We start from the raw sequence: 18,149 nt of genomic DNA on the forward strand, positions 1-18,149 counted from the left end.
GTCCAAATTACTACCAGGCGTTACCGACAATGAATTGAAGGCATTCCGGGCGGTCTCCTTGTCCGTTGTACCTGCTAAGCAGAGCATGATGGGCGATTTCTGCATGCAAACCTCGATTTGCTTCACCATCGGCGGTTGAATCGGTACCGTGGGCGAACAACTCAAATCGTGCGGGAGACTGCGTGTGAGACCCGCTCATACTTCTACGGGAGTGTCGCTGGCCAGGAGATCGAATCGCCAACCGTCGCTCCGATTTGGAGGGGTAGTGCCGCGACGTCTTGCGTCGGCAAGGACAGCGGGGTTGAACACGATCCGGTCGGACATCGAGATACGATTTAGCGCTGTGGACACATCTAAGACCGATCTTCTTTCTCGTCATGAGGTGGTCGATCTGTTCGCTGGCCCAGGTGGACTCGATGTAGGGGCTCACTGGCTAGGTATGAAGTCCACTGGAATCGAACTCGACCGCCATGCCTGCGCCACCAGGGCTTCGGCAGGACTGCTGACTGTGCAGGGCGATGTCCGGGACTTCGGTCCGCACGACTTTCCTGACGCGACAATCCTCGCGGGAGGTCCGCCGTGTCAGACCTACACACTCGCGGGGAACGGTGCAGGGAGGCATGCGTTGAAGAAGGTCCTCGCGCTTGTGGATGAGATGTCAGGCGGTGCAGACGTCTCGACCAGTCTGGCGATGTTCGAGGATGAGCGAACGGGGTTGGTGCTGGAGCCGCTTCGTTGGGCACTGCAGGCCATTCGTCGGAAGCGACCGTACGAGGCAGTCGTGATGGAGCAGGTTCCTGCCGTATTGCCGATTTGGCAGGCAATCCGGACGGTCCTGGAACGACACGGGTATGGATCGGACTGCGGGATATTGAGGACAGAGCAGTTCGGTGTGCCCCAAACGCGCCGTCGCGCCATCTTGGTCGCACGCTGGCAAGGTTCTGTGAAGTTGCCAGATCCGTCGCACCAGCATTTCCGTAAGGGAATACCCCGGCAAGCCGAGATGGGGCTGGAGCCGTGGGTTTCGATGAACGACGCCCTCGGCCGCGATGAGGGTTTCACGGTCGTCTCGAACTACGGAAGCGGTGGTGACCCGAAGAATCGAGGAAGGCGCGACTCCGGCGAGCCTGCTGCAACGGTCACGGGCAAGGTCACCCGAAACCGACTTGAGATGACGGATGGCACGACTGCCAAGCTGACTTTGCAGGAAGCTGGACGGTTACAGACGTTCCCACTCGACTATCCGTGGTCGGGTAATGATGTCGGTCAGCAGATAGGAAATGCGATCCCGCCACGACTTGCCGCTCACGTGCTAGCGGCGGCAACAGATGGGATAGTCGACGGCGAGCTTCTCGACCGGGCTGTTGAGGCCAAATGGTTAGAGTCACGTGGCGGTGTTTGCGTACTTGCAAGGACGGATTCAAAGGAGCACTCCGAGGTTGCTCCTTAAGCCATCGGCGGACAGGTGTCCGGACAGCGTGCCTGTTGGGGCTGATCGGCAACCGGCGTGGTCACGTGGCTCCTCGTGCAGATTGATACGGGCAGAGTGAAGGTACCAATAAGGACGCGAGATACGTGGACACTGAATTCAATTGGTGATTAGCGGTTCTGGCTCGGCTCGCTCACGTGACCATTCCCGCTCTGAAGGCAGCCAGAGCCGCCTCGACTCGATTGCGCACACCAAGTTTCATGAAGATCCCGGAGATGTGGGTCTTCACCGTCGTCTCGCTGAGATACAGCTCGGCAGAGATGTCCGCATTGGTCGACCCAGTAGCCAAGATGCGCAGCACTTCTCGCTCTCGCGGGCTCAGCACGTCCATCGACACCGATTGCTGGGCCACCGGCAACACCGATGTCGCCACAATCTTCCGCAGCGAATCCTCACTGAACAGAGTGTTGCCGGATGCCACTGCTCGAACCGACTGATGGAACGTCTCGGGCGCCTCGCTTTTGCTCAAAAAGCTGTGTGCACCAGCCTCAATCGCTCGAACCACCAGATCGTCCACATCCATCGCCGTCATCGCAATGACCTTCGGTGGATCGGCTAGCGTCATCAATTCGCGGGTGGAATCCAGCCCGCCGACCCGTCGCATCTGAAGATCCATCAGCACCACGTGTGGCCGGAACGCCGAAACAGCAGCAGGCACCTGGTCGCCGTCCTCCACATCGGCCACCACCGAAATGTCTGGGGTCTTCGCAAAGATGTCCGTCACCCCACGCCGAACGAAGGGATCGTCGTCGACGATCAGAACGGTGATCACGGCTGGCGCTGTCATAGTTCGCTGAGCTTAGAACGCGACTCCGACACTGCCCGTCAGGCGTACCACGGCAGCCAGCACGAGACCACGAATTCGCCCGCCTGCACGCCCGCTACGAACGTGCCGCCCACCCCGTGGACCTGTTCGGCCAAGCCCGCCAACCCGGTACCCGACCCGTGCTCGAACGCCGGTTGACCCGTCAGCTGATTGCGCACATCGACGCGCACGCCCGTCTGATCGGACCCGTACACCGCCACTCGAATGGTGGAACCGCCAGCATGCTTCTGCGCGTTGGTGAGCGATTCCTGCACCACCCGATACGCCACATGACTGCTCGCAGCGCCGATCTCACCGGGCGTCACATCGAGCATCAGCGACGTGTGCAAGCCCGCGTCTCGCGCCGAGTGCACCAGATCGGAAATGCCCTCGACGCTTTGCCGGCCGCCGCTCGAGGCATCGGCCGATCCGCGCAATACGCCGATGATGCGCGTGAGTTCGTCGAGCGCATCGTGCGCGGTCTGCCGAATCAACGACGCAGTTTGAGCTACCTTCTCGGGTCCATCGGCGCTATTGACCTGCATTCCGCCTGCAAACAGCGAGATGCGACTGAGGCTGGCCGCGAGGGTGTCGTGCATGTCGCGAGCAATGCGGGCACGTTCCGCATTCAGCAGCATCTCCTCACGAAGAGCGTTGGACTCCACCGTCACCTTGTCTCGCGTGACCACCGCCTCCGTCAGGTCGGATCGCGTGCGGCGCAGTATTGCTCCACCCACGACCAACCCGACCAGCACTGCCGCGACGACCCACGGAATCCACGCCAGGACGTCCCATTCCACCGGCATCGACCCATCCTCGGCCTTCGTCGAACCGATGGTCAGGACGGAGTAGTACCGACTGCGATGCGCGTCGTACGTCAACGACACCCCGCACGCGACGTACACCGCGACGGCAGTAATCACGAGCGGCTTGGTGCGCGCGAACGCACCGACAGCAAACAGGGCAATTAACGCCGCCGTCGCATCGGTGGCGAAGAACAGCGGCCCGGCCAACGCCAGTCCCAGAACGACCCATGGCCGTTCGTGTCGCCAGATCAAGGCGACACCGGCGATCAGATTGAGCGTGACGCCGATGCCCAGGTTCCACCCCGGCGTCCCGGACGAGCCCGCCAACCCGGCGGTCATCAACGAGCAGAACAGGCTGAAGGCCACCGCCGCCGTAGTCCAGGCTTTGCGGCGCAGGGTGCCAGTCCGGTGGGTCCTCACGAACGCAAGGGTACGGCCGAGCACCGACACCGCGAATCGTCCGAACGGCCCGCATGGCCGATCGGATGCGACCGAAAGGAGGAAGCGCACCGACCGGTCAGCCGAGGCGCGGACAGGGCCGACTGCGGTGTGGTTGATGCATCGCCGAACGAGAGGAATTTCGACATGACCAACCACAACCCCCAGCCTCAATACGCCCCGCCCGCTCCCGAGCAGAAGAAGAGTTGGTTTGCCCGACACAAGATCCTGACCGTCATCCTGGCGATCGTCGTGCTGGGTGTCCTCATCCGGCTCGTCGGTGGCGGTTCGTCCGAGACGCCGACAGCTCCCGCGCCGGCAGGATCCCCGTCGTCAGAAGAAGCGGCTCCTGCTGCCCCGGCCGAGCCGACTCAGCCGGGTATCGGCGTCCCAGTCCGTGACGGGAAGTTCGAGTTCGTCGTCACGGCCGTCGCGCCACCCGTCACGACCGTCGGCTCGGAATACCTGACACAGACTGCGCAGGGTGAGTACGTCCAGGTGACCATGACCGTGCGCAACATCGGCGACCGAGCACAGAGCTTGGACGCGACGTCGCAGAAGTTGCTCGACGCCGACGGCAAGCAGTACTCGGTCGACAGCCTCGCAACTGCTTACCTCGACGAGGGCATCGGCTACGAACAGATCAACCCGGGCAATGCGTTGGACACGACCGTCGTGTTCGACGTTCCTGTCGGGACCTTGCCTGCCGAGATCGAGCTGCATGATTCGGCGTTCTCGGGCGGCACGACGGTTGCGCTTCGGTAGCCGTCGCTAGTCGCTCTTCCGTTCTCCCGCAATTCGATTCATTCGACGCAGTTCCGGCTGCGTCCCACGGAAGGAAACAATGACCAACCCGAAACTCTCTCTCGTCGCCGCACTGCTCGATCGCTCCGGCTCGATGCATTCCATCGCCGACGACACCCGCGGCGGATTCGACTCGTTCATCACCAAGGAGCGTGAGGCCGACGGCCGGACCGTGGTCACGCTGGCACAGTTCGACAACCGGTACGAGCTGGTCTACGACAGTGTGCCCATCGACGACATTGCACCTTTGGTGCTCCAACCGCGGGGTGGCACCGCGTTGTACGACGCGATCGGCCGGCTCGTCAGCGAGGTCGGCGCGCGCCTTGGCGCGACACCGGAGGACGAGCGTCCCGGCTCGGTGACGGTGCTCGTGATGACCGACGGTCACGAGAACGCGAGCCGGGAATGGACGAATTCGGCTGTGCGCGAACTGATCCAACGGCAGGAGGCCGAGTACAGCTGGGACTTCGTGTTCCTGGGATCGAACATCGACGCCGTCGAGGTGGGTGCCGATCTGGGCTTTCAGCGGGACAAGTCGATGACGTACGTCTCGACGTCGGTCGGCGTGACGGCAGCCTTCGATTCCGTGGCGGCCTATCAGCATCGGAAGCGATCGGCTGGTGTCGATGCGTGTTCGGTTTCGGCCTTCACCCCGGAGGATCGCAGACGGGCGCGAGGGGAGTAGGAGCGGTCGGCGACGGCCAGGTGCGTGGCCACTCGCTGCAGACTCTCGACTGCCATCCGTGTGGAACCGCGCACGGCGCTGCTGCGTCTAACAGGCAGCGGCTCGATAGGTCAACAGATTCTGGACGTTTGCTGGGGGAGGTTTTGATGGGATCTGAACCGTTGTCGGTGGTGCTGGGGGAATTACGTGGTTTGTGTCGGTCGACTTACCGTGTTGCCGATGAGCTTGCTCGCGCACTCAGTTCGGTACAACCTGATGTCGAACGTGTGGCCGATGGTTGGGTCGGTGCTTCCGGTAGTGCGTTCTATGCTCATTGGGAGGAGCTGTGTAATCGTGCCCGGGTTGTGACACAGGAGCTCGCATCGATCGCAGTCGATCTCGAGCAAGCATCTCGGGAGTATGTCGATGCAGATGATGTGATCGCACTGCGCGTATCGGTTCTCGACCTTGACTGAACCCGAAGCTGAGTTCGCCGTCCAGCTGGGCGATCTTGAAACTTTGGTCTTGCGGCTCGACGGGTTGATCGAGTCTGTTGATCGAAACGTGGCTGAGCTGTCCGCGCAGGCAGCGAGTGTGAGGTCGTGGTGGACCGGTGAGGCAGCTGACGCCTACACCGAACGACACCATGCTTGGCATGCCGCAGTGAGTGAGTTGACCGACGAAATCTTCGATGTTCAGGCGCGCCTCAGAAACGCGCACCACCAGTATTCGGATGCCGTAGTAACCAACTTGAAAATGCTTGGGCGGGAATGAAGTTCCGTGGCTCCGAATAAAATTCATGTGGATCCCAACACCTACTACGCTGCCGCCAACGTGTGTTTCAGGGTGGCATCGGGCCTGTGCGACGCAGTGCGCTCCGCGGGGAGTGTGTTGGATCGGTGTGGCTCGATGGCAGGCGCCTATCCCGAAGGTGCCACCTGGGCCGGAAGATACGACGAGCATGTCAACGACTTCTATTTGGGTGCGAACGATTTGGTGGAAGCGCTCGAAAACTACGGCGACGTGTTGACCCAGGCGGGCTACAACTACGCCGTCGCGGAGTGGGCAGCCAGCCAGTCAAGTGGCCTGCCGACTATGCCTGAGCTACCGAACTACATCGAAACGACAGTTCTCACACCAGCGCCGGCGGCAGGGGGAACCGGTGAAGGGCTGCTCGATGACGGTCTCGGGCTGGTCGGGGAGATCGGAATACCGATTCCAGACGGTGACACAGCCAAACTGGAGCTCGCCTCGGGCGCGTGGAACGTTCTCGCTACGGGCAGTGGAACGACCAATCTGCCAGAGGATCTCGCCGCCGCGGCAGCGTTGTTTGCCGCTACGACTGGCCCCGACGTCGAATTCATCGATGACGACTTACGCGAGTTGGGCACGGCGGCATCCGACTTGATCGCCGCAGCAGCTGAACTGCGCGACGCGTGTGCCGAATACAAGGCGTCGTTAGTGGAACTGCGTGAGGATCTCGAGTCGATCCTCACTGACCTTGCAAGAGAACTTGCGGTAACCGTAGCCGTGGCGATCGCGGCCTCGTTCATCACTTTTGGGGCCGGGGCTATTGCTGGTGTCGGTGCGTCGACGAGAGCTGTGCTGAAGTACGGGAAGATCGTCCGAGATGCCATCGTCCTCTGGAAATCAGCCAAAGGTATGGGCACCAGGCTTGAATTCGCGAAGGACCTCAAGCGGCTGCCTGCAACTTTGGGACGAATCAAGGATCTGGGAACGCGGACGAAGGCTGCCCCGGTGGGACCGCCGCCGCATGTTCCTAGCGGGTGGGTACGTTCCCCCGTAAGGAATGGAAAGGGCGAGATGTGGCAGAAGCCGGGATCCTCCGGAAATTCTGATTCGATGCGGATCATGGATCCGACTGCGCGGTACCCAAACGGGTACGTTCGCTACTACAACGAACACGGTCAGCCCATCAACATGGACGGTAAACCGGGGCCCAACCCTGAGACTCATTTTCCCATCGAGCCGGACGGCTCATTTTCAGTCCCGAGAGGGTGGTAGCACGTGGACATTCCTTTGGTCGGTCAAGTGATCGCGTCTCTCGAGTTCGGGTTCTCCCTGGCGCTGCGTACGAATCATGACTACGAACTGCGCATCGAATCGACTTTTCGACTCGATGAACCTGGGTCCGATGGGTTCCGAGGTGTGCCGGACGCAACGTTGTCCGAAAACACCGTTGTCAGGCGTCTCCAGGGCAGACAGGTCGTGCGTGCGCACGCTTCCGACGACGGCGACCTGCGAATTCAATTTGCCGACCTTGCAAGCCTCGTAGTTCCTTTCGACCCCGATTTCGAGGCCTGGACCGTTGCGGCACCCGAAGGTTTCAAGGCAGTCAGCGTGGCCGGTGGCGGGCTCACAGTCTGGGAGTGAGGGGGGCGGTATCAGCACGGACGGATGCCGATCGATACGAGGCCGATACGCGATCTACTGCTGGTCTCGGTTCTTGCGGGCGCGCGTGTATTCATCCGGCTCAACTCGCGACTGCACGAATGCTTTTCGTGCGCCGAAGGACGAGGTAGTGGGCGTCGTGGAAGACCATCAGCAGCTGACGTCCCGGACACGCACGTTTGTCAGACCCTGCAGATTCGGTTTCGGACGAGTCAAGCAAATCGTCAACGATCGGGGAAACGCATGGACGGGGCAACTGTGGTCGAGCACGTGTGGTTGGTGTTGGGTTCCGCGATGACGCCTGCGGCGATGGTCGGCGTGTGGAAGTACCTCATGAGGGATACCAAGTCAACGCGGATCGACGAGGCATTTCGTACACGGGACCTGGCCCTCGCGCAAGCGAAGAGGTTGCGGGAGGACGGGTACGTCATGGAGGCGCAGGAGCGCGAAATGGACGGGCATCATGCGGTAGCACGAGTCTTCGCTCGGTTCTCATTTTATCGAAGCAATCCGCGGGTAATTTACATCGAGATTCTCTACGCGGTCACGCTGGCGGCCGTGGTAGTGGCCTCGGGGCTCGCGCTCCTCGGCGTTCCGAACTCCCTGTGGCCCGCAGTAACGCTGTGCGTCTTGTCGCTGTTCGTTCTTCTTGCATTCCTGGTCAGCGAGCATTGGGCGTCACGGACGGTATCCGAGATGGCTCGCATCAGAGCTGAGGAGACGCATAGCTTTCGTGTGCACACCAACGAAGCAGCGGCATAGATTCGATGAAGAGCCGAGGCCTGGCCGGGAGACCGATCGTCCCGTCGAGCCGGACGTACCGTTCGCATTCCCGAAGAGTCAGTTGCGCGCGAAGGCTATAAGACCAGAGCGTGAATCGGCGTTGGCACCCTACCCAGCAACGCAGCCGTAACAGCGCTACTCGCCAGGAAGTCGCGGTCGTTGTAGTACTCGAACATGGCCGAGAGACGCTGTTGCGCATCGGAACTCAATCCGCTGCCGTGGACGCTCATCCACTCGTCGCCACCGATGGAATCCGTCGACACCACCCGACCCGTCATCGCCTCGACCAGGCGCACCACGTCTCGGACACTCAACATCTCCGGTCCCCCCAGCTCGTACGTCGACCCATGGTGGACGTCCGCACCCTCGACCAGAATCCGGGCTGCCACCTCGGCGACATCGTCGAGGCTGACAAACGAGAACTTCGTGTCCAGGCAGTAGGGCACAACGAGACTCGGAGAACCGGTCAGAACCGCCTCGAAGTTCTGCGCATAGGCGCACGGCTGCAGGATGGTCCAGTGCATACCGGTCCCGCTGCAGAAGGCACGCAGCTCCTCCTCGCAGCGAGCCTTGTCCATGTGGTGCGGCATTCTCGGGCTGTAGGGCCAGGCCACCGAGTGGTAGACGACGTGGTCGACTCCTGCCGAAGTCGCCGCTTCGAGTGCCCGCGAAAGTAGAGCAGGCTCATCCGGATGCACATTGGGCGCAATGAAATACACGCCGCGGCACCCGGTGAAGGCCTCCACAAGGCCTGCACCGGTTTCCAGGTCCACCGGAAAGTCCGGTGCAGAACGACTCAGTCGCCGCACCACCGCCACACCGTCGAGTGCATCTGCGACGGCTCGTCCGGTCTTGCCCGTGGCACCGACGATCGCGATGTCGGTGCCACGGGACACATCAAGCTCCATCAGCAAATCTCAGCGATCGATGAAGTCGTACTCGGCGAACTTCGCGCCACCGGACAGGCGTTCGTAGCCGGGCCCACGGTCGAAGAACGGCTCGTCGTTGCCGCGAGCATTGCGCATCTCGGCACGCAGCTTCTCCGATGCCTCGACATCCGCTGTCGCCGCGGATTCTGCAATGACGACGCCATAGTCCTTGGCCGCGAATTCACGAGAGACTTTGCCCCACAGCACGTCCTGCTCGACAGATTCGATGGGACGCTCGAGCGGATCGCCCCAGCCGCCGCCACCCGTCGTGCGGATACGGATGGTGTCGCCCGCCAGGATCGGCTCGGCGTCGGTCAACGCGTCGAACTCACGCTCGTTGGGCTGACCCGGATTCAGCGTCACCGAGAACGATCCGCCGGCCTTGCCGCCCTTGACGCCCCAGCACGCAAGAATCGAACGGTCGGCGATGGACATGAAGTGCGCATCCTTGAGCATCCGGATGTGCTTCTCGTAACCGAGGCCGCCGCGATAACGTCCGGCACCGCCGGAATCCTTGGCCAAGCCGAGCTTTTCGACGATGAACGGGAAACGGCTCTCGGTGAACTCGGTGGGCAGGTTCCGGGAATCGGGCACGACGTGGATGGTGTCCTCACCGTCCGCGTAATGCCGTCCACCGGAGCCGCCACCGAGTACCTCACGCATGAGGTACGAGTTGCCGTCGAAGTCATCCCCGTACACACCGGTGTAGCGAATGGTCTCCTGATCGGCAGGCATGTTGCCGTCCACAGCCTTTGCCACCACACCGGCGAGCACACCGAGCAGACGCAGGATGACGAACGTCCGGGCATTGGTCGGGGCCGGGAAGATCGGGGTGATGAGCGTTCCCTTCTCGGGGAACTTCATCTCGATCAGCGGAATGACACCCTCGTTGACGTCGAGCTCCGCCATGCGCTCGGGGGAGTCCGCGAGGTTGCGGAGCACCGGCGCAAGCCATTTGGCGAGGAAGTTTCCGTCGGCGTAATCGCCGCAGTGGTTGATCGGACCCTTGGCCTGCGGTCCGGTTCCGGTGAAGTCCAGGATGAGTCGCTCGCCGCCCTCGTCCTCTGGACCGGTCTTGGTCAACGTGATCCGCTGAACGTGCAACATGGGCTCGTCGACGCCGTCGTGCTCGGCGTAGTCCTCCCAGGTGTACTCGCCCTTGGGGATCTTGCTCAGAATCTCACGACGGTAGATCTCGGTGGTCGCATCCATCATCGAGTCGAAGCACGCCTCGACGGTATCGACGCCGTACCGCTCGTACAGCTCCGTCATCCGCCGCGCACCCATGAGGCAAGCGGAACATTCTGCGTCGAGATCGGCGGCCAGGGCGTCGGGCATCCGGGAATTGCGCGTCATGATGGTCAACGCGGCCTGGTTGGGGACGCCCTGATCCCACAGTTTGATGGGCGGAACCATCAGGCCCTCTTCATACACGGTGGTCGCGCCGGACGGCATCGAGCCGGGGCAGCAGCCGCCGATGTCGTCGTGATGGCCGAATGCCTGAACGAAGGACACCACTGTCGGCTCGGTGTCACCGGGCTTGGTCGCGAACACCGGCACCGTGACGCACAGGTCGGGCAGGTGGCCGATGCCGCCTTCGGAGAGGTAGACGTCGTTGTGGAAGTAGACGTCACCCGGCTTCATGGTTTCCAGCGGGAAATCGCGGGCAACCGGATGCACCAGCGCGGAGTAGGAACGGCCGGTGAGCTTGCGCAGATTGCGGTCGTGGATGCCGGCGCGGAAATCGTGGGCGTCGCGGATCATCGGTGATCGCGACGTCCGCGAAATGGCCGTTTCCACTTCCATTTCGACACTCGCGAGGTAGCCGGCCACGATCTCGACGAGAACGGGATCGGGCGCAGGTGCGTCGACCGGAGAGAGTCGGTAGGGCTTGTTGTTCACCTTGTCGATGACGGTCATCAGTTCGCTCCGTTCGAGTCGAGAGTGCGGGTGATGCGGACGTTGCCGAACGTGTCGATGCGGGCCGAGAAGCCCGGGTCGATCGGCACGGTGGAGCTGAATTCTTCGATGACGGCCGGGCCGGTGATCGAGTCACCGGCACCCAGATCCGCACGGCTGTAGATGGCGGTCTCGTGCCAACCGTCGAAGTACGCCTGACGCGTTCCGGTGCGGGCACTTTCGGCTCCGGTGCCGGCGGCGATTTCCGACAGCACGGGGCGCTTGATGGGGCCGATACCGCTGACCCGCAGGTTGACCCACTCGACGAACTGACTCTGATCGCCGCGGAAGTCGTAGCCGTACAGCTCGCGGTGTGCTTCGTGGAAGGCCTCGGCGGCCTGATCGATGCTCGCCTGGGTGATCTCACCGTCGGCGATCGGGACGCGCACCTCGAAGGCCTGCCCGAAGTAGCGCAGGTCGGCAGAGCGTGCGTAGCGACGATCCTCGGCGGCGAAGCCTTCACCGGCGAGTGCGTCGTCGGCGCGCGCAGCGAGCACGGCGAGCTCCGACTCCAAGTCCTTGGCGCGCAGACGATCGTGGCGGCTGACGTGCGTCTGCACGTAGTCGTTGCGGACATCGACGGTCAGCAGTCCGAACGCCGAGACGTTGCCCGGGTTGAGCGGCACCAGAACGTCTTTGAGCCCCAGGATGTCCACGAGGCGGCAGGCGAGCAGTGAACCGGAGCCGCCGAAAGTGACGAGGGTGAAGTCTCGGACGTCGAGTCCGCGCTTGACCGAGATCTGCCGCAGTGCATTGGCCTGGTTCCACGCGGACACTTCGAGAATGCCGGTGCCACAGGCCTCGACCTCGAGGGAGAGCTGGTGCGCCAGATCTTCGATGCCCTTGCGTGCCAGATCGGTATCGAGCGGGATCTCGCCGCCGAGCAGGTGGGGAGGGATCCGGCCGAGGAGAACGTGGGCGTCGGTGATGGTCGGTGCGGAGCCGCCGTTTCCGTAGCACATGGGTCCGGGATCGGCTCCGGCCGAATGTGGCCCGACGCGCAGCGTGCCCTCGGGGGTCATCCAGGCGATCGATCCACCACCTGCGCCGACGGTGACGACGTCGATCATCGGAATCTTCGACGGGTAGTTCCCGACGCGTCCCTCGGTGGTCAATGCGGGCTCACCGCGGACCACGACGGTGACGTCGGTGGAGGTGCCGCCGCCGTCGCACGTCAACACCTGCTCGACGCCCGCAGCGCTGGCCACCAGAGCTGCCCCGAGAGCGCCGGCAGCGGGACCGGAGAGCACGGTGGTGATGGGCTGGTGCACAACCTCTTTGGCGGACAGGACGCCGCCATTGGACTTCATCACGTAGAACGGCACGTCGCGTGCATCGCCGGTTTCGGTGGCGAACTCGCGCAGCCGGTTCGCGATGTTGTTGACGTAGGAGCGAATGTTCGGCTTGACGGCCGCGTCGACCAACGTGGTGATGGCGCGCTCGAATTCGCGGTATTCACGCAGCACCTCGGTGGAGATGGAGACCGTCGCCTCGGGGTATTCCTCGTGCAGGATGTCGCGGACGCGCTGCTCGTGGTCCGGGTTGGCGTAGGAGTGCACCAGGCAGACGCCCAGCGTCTTGACACCCTCGGCCTTGAAGAAGGCGGCCGCGGCGCGCACATCGTCGTCGTTGAGCGGGCGAATCTCGTTGCCGTCGAACGAGAGCCGGCCGCGGATGGTGCGGACGCGGTGTGCGGGCACGATGCGATCGGGCTTGACCCAGAAGTACGAGTTGCCATAGCCGTCGGGTACCGACTGGCGGGCGATTTCGAGTACGTGTTCGTAGCCCTCGGTGGTGATGAACCCCAGGTTCTCGACCTTGCCCTCGAGCAACTTGTTGGTGGCGACGGTGGTGCCGTGGCTGACGGCGCTGAGCGAATCACCCGAGACACCCAGCTGCCGAAGCACTTTGTCGATGCCCGTCAGAAATCCCTCGGCCGGATCGCTGGGCGTGGAGGGGGTCTTGGTGGTGACCATGGCACCGGACTCCTCGTCCACTGCCACGACGTCGGTGAATGTGCCACCGGTGTCGATGCCGACCCGAATCTTTCGTGGTTCCACGCTTCCTCCTCAGTAAGTTTCGTAGGCCACGCGTCCGAAGCTCGGATCTGCGGGTGCCTGACGTGTACTCACATTCGACCCGTTATGCGCGTCACAATCTTTGGCACAAGGTGCCAAACTCCGACCGTGCATTTGAGCTCCGCGCGCTCTGCAGCACCATCGAATTGGCAGTTTTTACAATGCGGAAGGCCGCTCACCCCGCACTGGGGGTGAGCGGCCTTACGCCCACGAGGCTGAAGCTACCGATTACACGACGAACGAGTGAGCACGCTGCCCAGGACAACTCCGGCCAAGGCAATGCTCGCGCCCGCCGCAGCAGCGATCAGCGCACCGTGAACGGACGGCGCGGCCACCGGAGCGCCTGCACCGACCGAACGTCCACCCGCGGCTGCGACCGGCAGCGCGATGGAACCACCCGCTGCGTCGGCGGGGGACGCAGCGGCGGATGCCGAGGCCTCGGGCACCCCGTTCGCGATGACGCCGTCGAGTCCGTTGAAGAACACTCCGGCCATCTTCTTGGCGACGCCGGTGATCATGCGCTGCCCGACGCCGCCGACCATGCCCCCGACAACGGCATCGGCGTCGTAGCTGAGCAGGGTGCCACCGCTCTGGGTCTGCTCGAGCTTGATGGTGACATCGGCGCGCACAGTGCCCGGCGCACCCGCACCGGAGGCTGTCATGACGAACGACTCGGGCCGATTCTGTTGTGAGAGCAGCACTTCACCGTCGTACGTGCCTTTGATCGCCGCGACCCCGGCCGTGATGGAGAGCTTGTAGTGATCGTCGCTGAGCTGCTCGAGCGATTGCACACCGGGGATGGTCGCGGCCAGGACTCGGCCGTCCTGCATGCTGTCGTACACCTCGGCGGGCGGTGCGGTGAGCGTTGCGGTGCCTGCGATTCTCATGAATTCTCCTTGGATGACTGGGCGACCGCGTGGGTCAGCCGCAGTTCGTACAGGTCGGACGGGGATATGGGCATCGAGGTGATCGGGAAGCCTTCGGCGTCCTCGACCGCAGCCGCGATGACGGCGGTAGTGGGAATGACGCCGGCTTCACCGGCACCCTTCATTCCCAACGGGTTGAGGCCGGACGGGGTGACGGTGTGATCCATCTCGATCGTCTCGGGAACTTCGGTCACGAACGGCATCAGGAAGTCCATGAACGAGGCGTTGAGCAGCTGGCCGTGCTCGTCGTAGACGATCTTCTCGTACAACGCGCCGCCGATACCCTGGGCGACTCCGCCGTGGATCTGGCCCTCGACGATCCGAGGGTTGATGACGTTGCCGCAGTCGTGCACCACCGCGTAGCGCTCGACGTGTATCTCGGCTGTCACCGGATCGGTTTCGACGATCGCGGCGTGGATGCCCGACGCGAAGGTCGACCGCGGGGGCGAGTAGTACCCCGTCGCTTCCAAGCCCGGCTGCTCGCCCTCGGGGACCGGCGGGATCGTCATGTCGGTGTCCATCTTCGCGAAGCCCGTCGCCTGCCTCGATTCCTTGTCGAAGGCATACCGCAGCGGATTGGACAGTACGGCAACCACTCCGAGTGAGATGGATGTGCCCTCGGCTCCGGGTTCGGTGCCGATCTTGCTCACGTAGCCCCCGCGTAGTTCCAACTCGACGGGGTCGAGATCGAGTGCACGCCCGGCGATGATCTTCGCCTTCTCGGCCACCATCTGCGCGGCCACATGGAACGCAGATCCCGACATGACTGCGCCACGAGAGGCGAATGTACCGACTGCATAACCGAATCGACGCGTATCGCCGGTGGTGATCTCGACGTCGGCGATCGACACACCCAGGTCGTCGGCGATGATCTGCGCGAACGTCGTCTGATGACCCTGGCCCTGGGTGGTCAAACCCGTTGCGCCCTTGATCTTTCCCGAGTTCTCGATCAGGACGTGCGCACCCTCGTACGGTCCGGGGCCGGTGCCCTCGACGTACGCGCCGACGCCGATGCCGACGGTGCGTCCCTGCGCCGCTGCCTGCTTCTTGTACTCCGGGAAGCCGTCCCAGTCGATCAGTGCCTTGAGCTTGTCGATCCCGGCCTGGTAATCGCCGGTGTCGTAGATCAACGGTCGACCGTCCTGGAACATCAGACCGAAGTCGTAGGGCATCTCCTCGGGCCTGATGAGGTTCTTCTCTCGTACCTGCAACCGGTCCTTGCCGAGATACTGGGCGATGGCGTCCATCGACCGTTCCATCGCGAAGACGCCCTGCGGACGGCCGGCACCGCGATAGGGGATGACGATGACGGTGTTGGTGTACAGCGAATAACCGTTGCAGCGGAACGAGACCGGCTTGTAGGGGCCGAGCACCTGCGTCGCCGTGTTGATCAGCACGATGATGCCGTACGGCAGGTACGCGCCGTTGTCGTGCCAGACGGTGAAGTCGAACGCCAGCAACCGTCCTTCATCGTCGAACCCCAGGGTGACCTCTTGGACCTGGGCCCGTTCGTGGGCGCTCGAGATGAAGTGCTCACGACGGTCTTCGACCCATTTGACCTCGTTCGAGATGCCGGCTCGTCCCAACTGACGCGCTGCCCACGTCACCATGACCTCTTCGGGCCACGGGTGCATGATCTTGACGCCGAAACCGCCACCGACGTCCGGTGCGATGCAGTGAATCTTGTTCATTGCCATGCCGAGTCGCGCTGCGACGGCCGCGCGTACCGAGGTGGAGGTCTGCGTCGACGACCAGAAGGTCAGCGTTTCCTCGTCGCTGTCCCACCGCGCATAGACACCCTTGCCCTCCAACGGCATTGCTGCCGAACGCTCCACGTCGAGATTGAGCGTGATTCGGTGCGGTGCCGTCGCCAATTCGCGGTCGATGTCGCCGAAGCTGTGCTGCAGATGCGCTGCAACATTGTCGGGTACATCGTCGTGCACGTGCCGAGTCGCGGCGCGAGCGGTCTCGATTCCTACGACCGGATCGAGAATGTCGTAGGTGACCTCGATGGCCGCGCAGGCATCCTCGGCCACGTAGCGGCTCTGCGCGATGACCATGACGATGGCCTCGCCGACGTGGTTGACCTCGTCCTTGGCGAGGGGAAAGCCGTTGCGCGGGGCGATGATTGCCGGGTGTGGGATCAACAGCGGCAAGCCCTCGGCCATCTCGGGAGAGTCCGCTTCGAGATCGTCGTAGGTGTATACCGCGTGCACGCCCTGCATCGCGAGAGCGGCGTCGATGTCGATCCCGGTGATCCGCGCATGTGCGTGCGGTGACCGAACGAAGGCCGCGATCAGTGCGCCGTGTCCGAGGTCGTCGAGATACTTGCCCTTCCCGCTGAGCAGTCGATTGTCCTCCGACCGCGAGAGCGGTTGTCCGAAGAGCGGGGCAGTGTTGGTCGGGGTGTGCGGTGGGGCCGTGCGGGTGGTGCTCATGCTCGGCCCATCCGTCCGCCGACGGGATTGGTGGTTCCCCGTACTTTCCGGTCCAGTGCCGCTCGGCTGGATTCGTCGTCCGGCCCGAGGGGGAATTCGCCCGCGCGTTCACGCTTGATCTCGGCGGCGCGCAGCACCGAGGCCTTGATGTTCTGGTAGCCCGTGCACCGACAGATGTTGCCGGCGATGGCCTCGGTGGCTTCTTCCTGCGTCGGCGAGTCGTTTTCTTCGAGGAACGCCGCGATGGTGGTGACGAATCCTGGTGTGCAAAAGCCGCATTGCAGACCGTGGCAGTCCTTGAACGCCTGCTGCACGGGGTGCAGCGTGCCGTCCGGCTCCACCAAACCCTCCACCGTGGTGACACTCTGGCCCTCGAGGCTGGCGGCCAGCATCAGGCAGGCCCGGACGGGCTTACCGTCGAGCAGCACGGTGCAAGCACCGCACACGCCGTGCTCGCACCCTACGTGGGTGCCGGTCTGGCGAAGATTGTGGCGGATGGCGTCGGAGGCGATTGTTCGGGCGGGAACGACGATCGTTTGTTTCGTCGAGTTGAGCGTGAACGTCACCTGTACGTGTTGTTCGCCGGTCTCGACCATCAGATCGTCGAGGTGTTGTTCGATATCTGTTGTCGTCATTACTGGTTCACTCCGGAATCGACGTGCAGCGCTGCCTGGTGCGTGGTCAACGAGGATGCGCCGTCGACTGCGGCGGCCATCACCACCCGTGCGGTCAGCGCTGCGACGAGTTGAGATCGGTAGGCGGCTGTGGCGTGAATATCGGGCTCGGTCTCGATGCGATGCCGGGCAGCTTCGGACAGTGCGTTCCACTTCGGATCACGCGCGTCGGGCACGCGCGCCCCAGCGATGACGTCGCTGAAGTCGACGACCTCGCCGAATTCGCCTGCGGAGACGTAGGTGACGTGAGCCGTACGTACCTCGTCATCGGCCACCGAGACACGGGCCGCAACCCCGACGAGCGCGTAATCGCCGTGGCGGCGCGCGATTTCGTCGATGGCGGTTCCCACGCCCGGTCGAACTGCGGGAACGGTTGCTGAGACGGCGATCTCGTCGGTCTCGAGCGAGGACTCCAGCGGACCGAGAAACAGATCTTTCGCGGCGATCTCGCGTCGTCCCCGTACGGACTGGACCGTGACCGAACCGTCGAGCAACCGGATCACGGCGGGCATCTCGGCCGACGGGTCGGCGTGAACGATGGATCCGACGGTGGTTCCACGGTTCCTGATCGTCGGGTGGGCCACCAACTGCAACGCTCGTCCGAGCAATGGCTGGGTCCGAGCGGCCGCGCGGTCCGAGGCCACGGATGCGTGCGTGGCGAGCGCGGCGAAGGTCACGCCCGACTGCGTGGAGGCGGTGATGTCTGCGAGCCCGTCGATGCCGGTGATGTCGATCAGGTTGCCGGGGGCCGCCAACCGCATCGACAACATCGGGATGAGCGACTGCCCGCCGGCGAGTACCTTGCCGTCGACTTCCGCCAGAATCTGGCACGCCTCCTCGATCGACCGAGGTCGATGGTATTTCAGTGGAGAAGGTTTCATATCCCGATCCTGCCTGCCTGTGCCGATAAGTGTTTCGTCAAGAGGTGACAAACGTCACGCCTC

17 protein-coding genes are annotated in these 18,149 nt (G+C 63.2%); 8 read left to right on the forward strand and 9 right to left on the reverse strand.

Annotated features, from left to right (window positions below; all coding sequences use genetic code 11):
• The first annotated feature begins 343 nt into the window (after positions 1 to 343).
• The gene (locus R3P95_RS20985; protein ID WP_317549361.1) at positions 344 to 1,450 is read left to right on the forward strand and encodes a DNA cytosine methyltransferase; all 1,107 of its coding nucleotides are present in this window, start codon (positions 344 to 346) and stop codon (positions 1,448 to 1,450) included.
• A gap of 172 nt (positions 1,451 to 1,622) precedes the next feature.
• Here the strand turns inward: R3P95_RS20985 and R3P95_RS20990 are convergent, their stop codons facing one another.
• Both R3P95_RS20990 and R3P95_RS20995 read right to left on the reverse strand, forming a co-directional pair.
• Positions 1,623 to 2,276: a response regulator transcription factor gene (locus tag R3P95_RS20990; protein WP_317549362.1), complete on the reverse strand. Its 654-nt coding sequence runs from the start codon at positions 2,274 to 2,276 to the stop codon at positions 1,623 to 1,625.
• A 38-nt stretch (positions 2,277 to 2,314) separates the two neighbouring features.
• Complete coding sequence (locus R3P95_RS20995; RefSeq protein WP_394855446.1) at positions 2,315 to 3,550, reverse strand: sensor histidine kinase; 1,236 nt, start codon at positions 3,548 to 3,550, stop codon at positions 2,315 to 2,317.
• A 135-nt stretch (positions 3,551 to 3,685) separates the two neighbouring features.
• Between R3P95_RS20995 and R3P95_RS21000 the strand changes: the two genes are divergently transcribed.
• The 7 genes from R3P95_RS21000 to R3P95_RS21025 all read left to right on the forward strand — a co-directional run bounded on the left by R3P95_RS21000 (position 3,686) and on the right by R3P95_RS21025 (position 8,180).
• Positions 3,686 to 4,303, forward strand: a complete 618-nt coding sequence (locus tag R3P95_RS21000; protein ID WP_317549364.1) for a DUF4352 domain-containing protein — start codon at positions 3,686 to 3,688, stop codon at positions 4,301 to 4,303.
• Between the two features lie 79 nt (positions 4,304 to 4,382).
• Positions 4,383 to 5,027, forward strand: a complete 645-nt coding sequence (locus tag R3P95_RS21005) for a vWA domain-containing protein (protein ID WP_317549365.1) — start codon at positions 4,383 to 4,385, stop codon at positions 5,025 to 5,027.
• A gap of 146 nt (positions 5,028 to 5,173) precedes the next feature.
• Positions 5,174 to 5,482, forward strand: a complete 309-nt coding sequence (locus R3P95_RS21010; RefSeq protein ID WP_317549366.1) for a WXG100 family type VII secretion target — start codon at positions 5,174 to 5,176, stop codon at positions 5,480 to 5,482.
• Entirely contained in the window at positions 5,475 to 5,780 is a 306-nt protein-coding gene (locus R3P95_RS21015; RefSeq protein ID WP_317549367.1) for a WXG100 family type VII secretion target, read from the forward strand. Before R3P95_RS21010 ends, R3P95_RS21015 begins: the two co-directional genes overlap by 8 nt.
• Before the next feature lie 6 nt (positions 5,781 to 5,786).
• Positions 5,787 to 7,031, forward strand: a complete 1,245-nt coding sequence (locus R3P95_RS21020; protein ID WP_317549368.1) for a WXG100 family type VII secretion target — start codon at positions 5,787 to 5,789, stop codon at positions 7,029 to 7,031.
• Between the two features lie 3 nt (positions 7,032 to 7,034).
• On the forward strand, positions 7,035 to 7,400 hold the full coding sequence (locus R3P95_RS26180; RefSeq protein ID WP_394855447.1) for a DUF6188 family protein: 366 nt from the start codon (positions 7,035 to 7,037) through the stop codon (positions 7,398 to 7,400).
• 261 nt (positions 7,401 to 7,661) lie between these two features.
• Positions 7,662 to 8,180, forward strand: a complete 519-nt coding sequence (locus tag R3P95_RS21025) for a hypothetical protein (protein WP_317549369.1) — start codon at positions 7,662 to 7,664, stop codon at positions 8,178 to 8,180.
• Between the two features lie 95 nt (positions 8,181 to 8,275).
• On the opposite strand, the gene R3P95_RS21030 is transcribed toward R3P95_RS21025, so the two are convergent.
• The 7 genes from R3P95_RS21030 to R3P95_RS21060 all read right to left on the reverse strand — a co-directional run bounded on the left by R3P95_RS21030 (position 8,276) and on the right by R3P95_RS21060 (position 18,086).
• Entirely contained in the window at positions 8,276 to 9,109 is an 834-nt protein-coding gene (locus tag R3P95_RS21030) for an SDR family oxidoreductase (RefSeq protein ID WP_317549370.1), read from the reverse strand.
• A gap of 9 nt (positions 9,110 to 9,118) precedes the next feature.
• Entirely contained in the window at positions 9,119 to 11,050 is a 1,932-nt protein-coding gene (locus tag R3P95_RS21035) for a hydantoinase B/oxoprolinase family protein (RefSeq protein ID WP_317549371.1), read from the reverse strand.
• Positions 11,050 to 13,149, reverse strand: a complete 2,100-nt coding sequence (locus R3P95_RS21040) for a hydantoinase/oxoprolinase family protein (protein WP_317549372.1) — start codon at positions 13,147 to 13,149, stop codon at positions 11,050 to 11,052. Before R3P95_RS21040 ends, R3P95_RS21035 begins: the two co-directional genes overlap by 1 nt.
• A 239-nt stretch (positions 13,150 to 13,388) precedes the next feature.
• Entirely contained in the window at positions 13,389 to 14,054 is a 666-nt protein-coding gene (locus tag R3P95_RS21045; protein ID WP_317549373.1) for an SRPBCC family protein, read from the reverse strand.
• A complete protein-coding gene (gene cutA / locus R3P95_RS21050) occupies positions 14,051 to 16,531 on the reverse strand; it encodes an aerobic carbon-monoxide dehydrogenase large subunit (RefSeq protein ID WP_317549374.1) in 2,481 nt (826 codons plus the stop codon). Before cutA ends, R3P95_RS21045 begins: the two co-directional genes overlap by 4 nt.
• Positions 16,528 to 17,166 (reverse strand): (2Fe-2S)-binding protein, encoded by a 639-nt coding sequence (locus tag R3P95_RS21055; protein ID WP_317549375.1) that lies wholly within the window; start codon positions 17,164 to 17,166, stop codon positions 16,528 to 16,530. The genes cutA and R3P95_RS21055 overlap by 4 nt, the downstream gene beginning before the upstream one ends.
• Positions 17,166 to 18,086 (reverse strand): FAD binding domain-containing protein, encoded by a 921-nt coding sequence (locus R3P95_RS21060; protein ID WP_317549376.1) that lies wholly within the window; start codon positions 18,084 to 18,086, stop codon positions 17,166 to 17,168. Before R3P95_RS21060 ends, R3P95_RS21055 begins: the two co-directional genes overlap by 1 nt.
• Positions 18,087 to 18,149 lie beyond the last annotated feature (63 nt).

This window comes from Rhodococcus cercidiphylli (genome assembly GCF_033042225.1).
Classification (GTDB): Bacteria; Actinomycetota; Actinomycetes; order Mycobacteriales; family Mycobacteriaceae; genus Rhodococcoides.

Excerpts from the sequence above, each read along its gene's own strand:
- cutA (WP_317549374.1), bottom strand. The coding sequence starts at position 16,531 with ATGAGCACCACCCGCACGGCCCCACCGCACACCCCGACCAACACTGCC.
- R3P95_RS21045 (WP_317549373.1), bottom strand. The coding sequence starts at position 14,054 with ATGAGAATCGCAGGCACCGCAACGCTCACCGCACCGCCCGCCGAGGTG.
- R3P95_RS21035 (WP_317549371.1), bottom strand. The coding sequence starts at position 11,050 with ATGACCGTCATCGACAAGGTGAACAACAAGCCCTACCGACTCTCTCCG.
- R3P95_RS21010 (WP_317549366.1), top strand. The coding sequence starts at position 5,174 with ATGGGATCTGAACCGTTGTCGGTGGTGCTGGGGGAATTACGTGGTTTG.
- R3P95_RS20990 (WP_317549362.1), bottom strand. The coding sequence starts at position 2,276 with ATGACAGCGCCAGCCGTGATCACCGTTCTGATCGTCGACGACGATCCC.
- R3P95_RS21025 (WP_317549369.1), top strand. The coding sequence starts at position 7,662 with ATGGACGGGGCAACTGTGGTCGAGCACGTGTGGTTGGTGTTGGGTTCC.
- R3P95_RS21055 (WP_317549375.1), bottom strand. The coding sequence starts at position 17,166 with ATGACGACAACAGATATCGAACAACACCTCGACGATCTGATGGTCGAG.
- R3P95_RS21030 (WP_317549370.1), bottom strand. The coding sequence starts at position 9,109 with ATGGAGCTTGATGTGTCCCGTGGCACCGACATCGCGATCGTCGGTGCC.
- R3P95_RS21000 (WP_317549364.1), top strand. The coding sequence starts at position 3,686 with ATGACCAACCACAACCCCCAGCCTCAATACGCCCCGCCCGCTCCCGAG.
- R3P95_RS21005 (WP_317549365.1), top strand. The coding sequence starts at position 4,383 with ATGACCAACCCGAAACTCTCTCTCGTCGCCGCACTGCTCGATCGCTCC.
- R3P95_RS21060 (WP_317549376.1), bottom strand. The coding sequence starts at position 18,086 with ATGAAACCTTCTCCACTGAAATACCATCGACCTCGGTCGATCGAGGAG.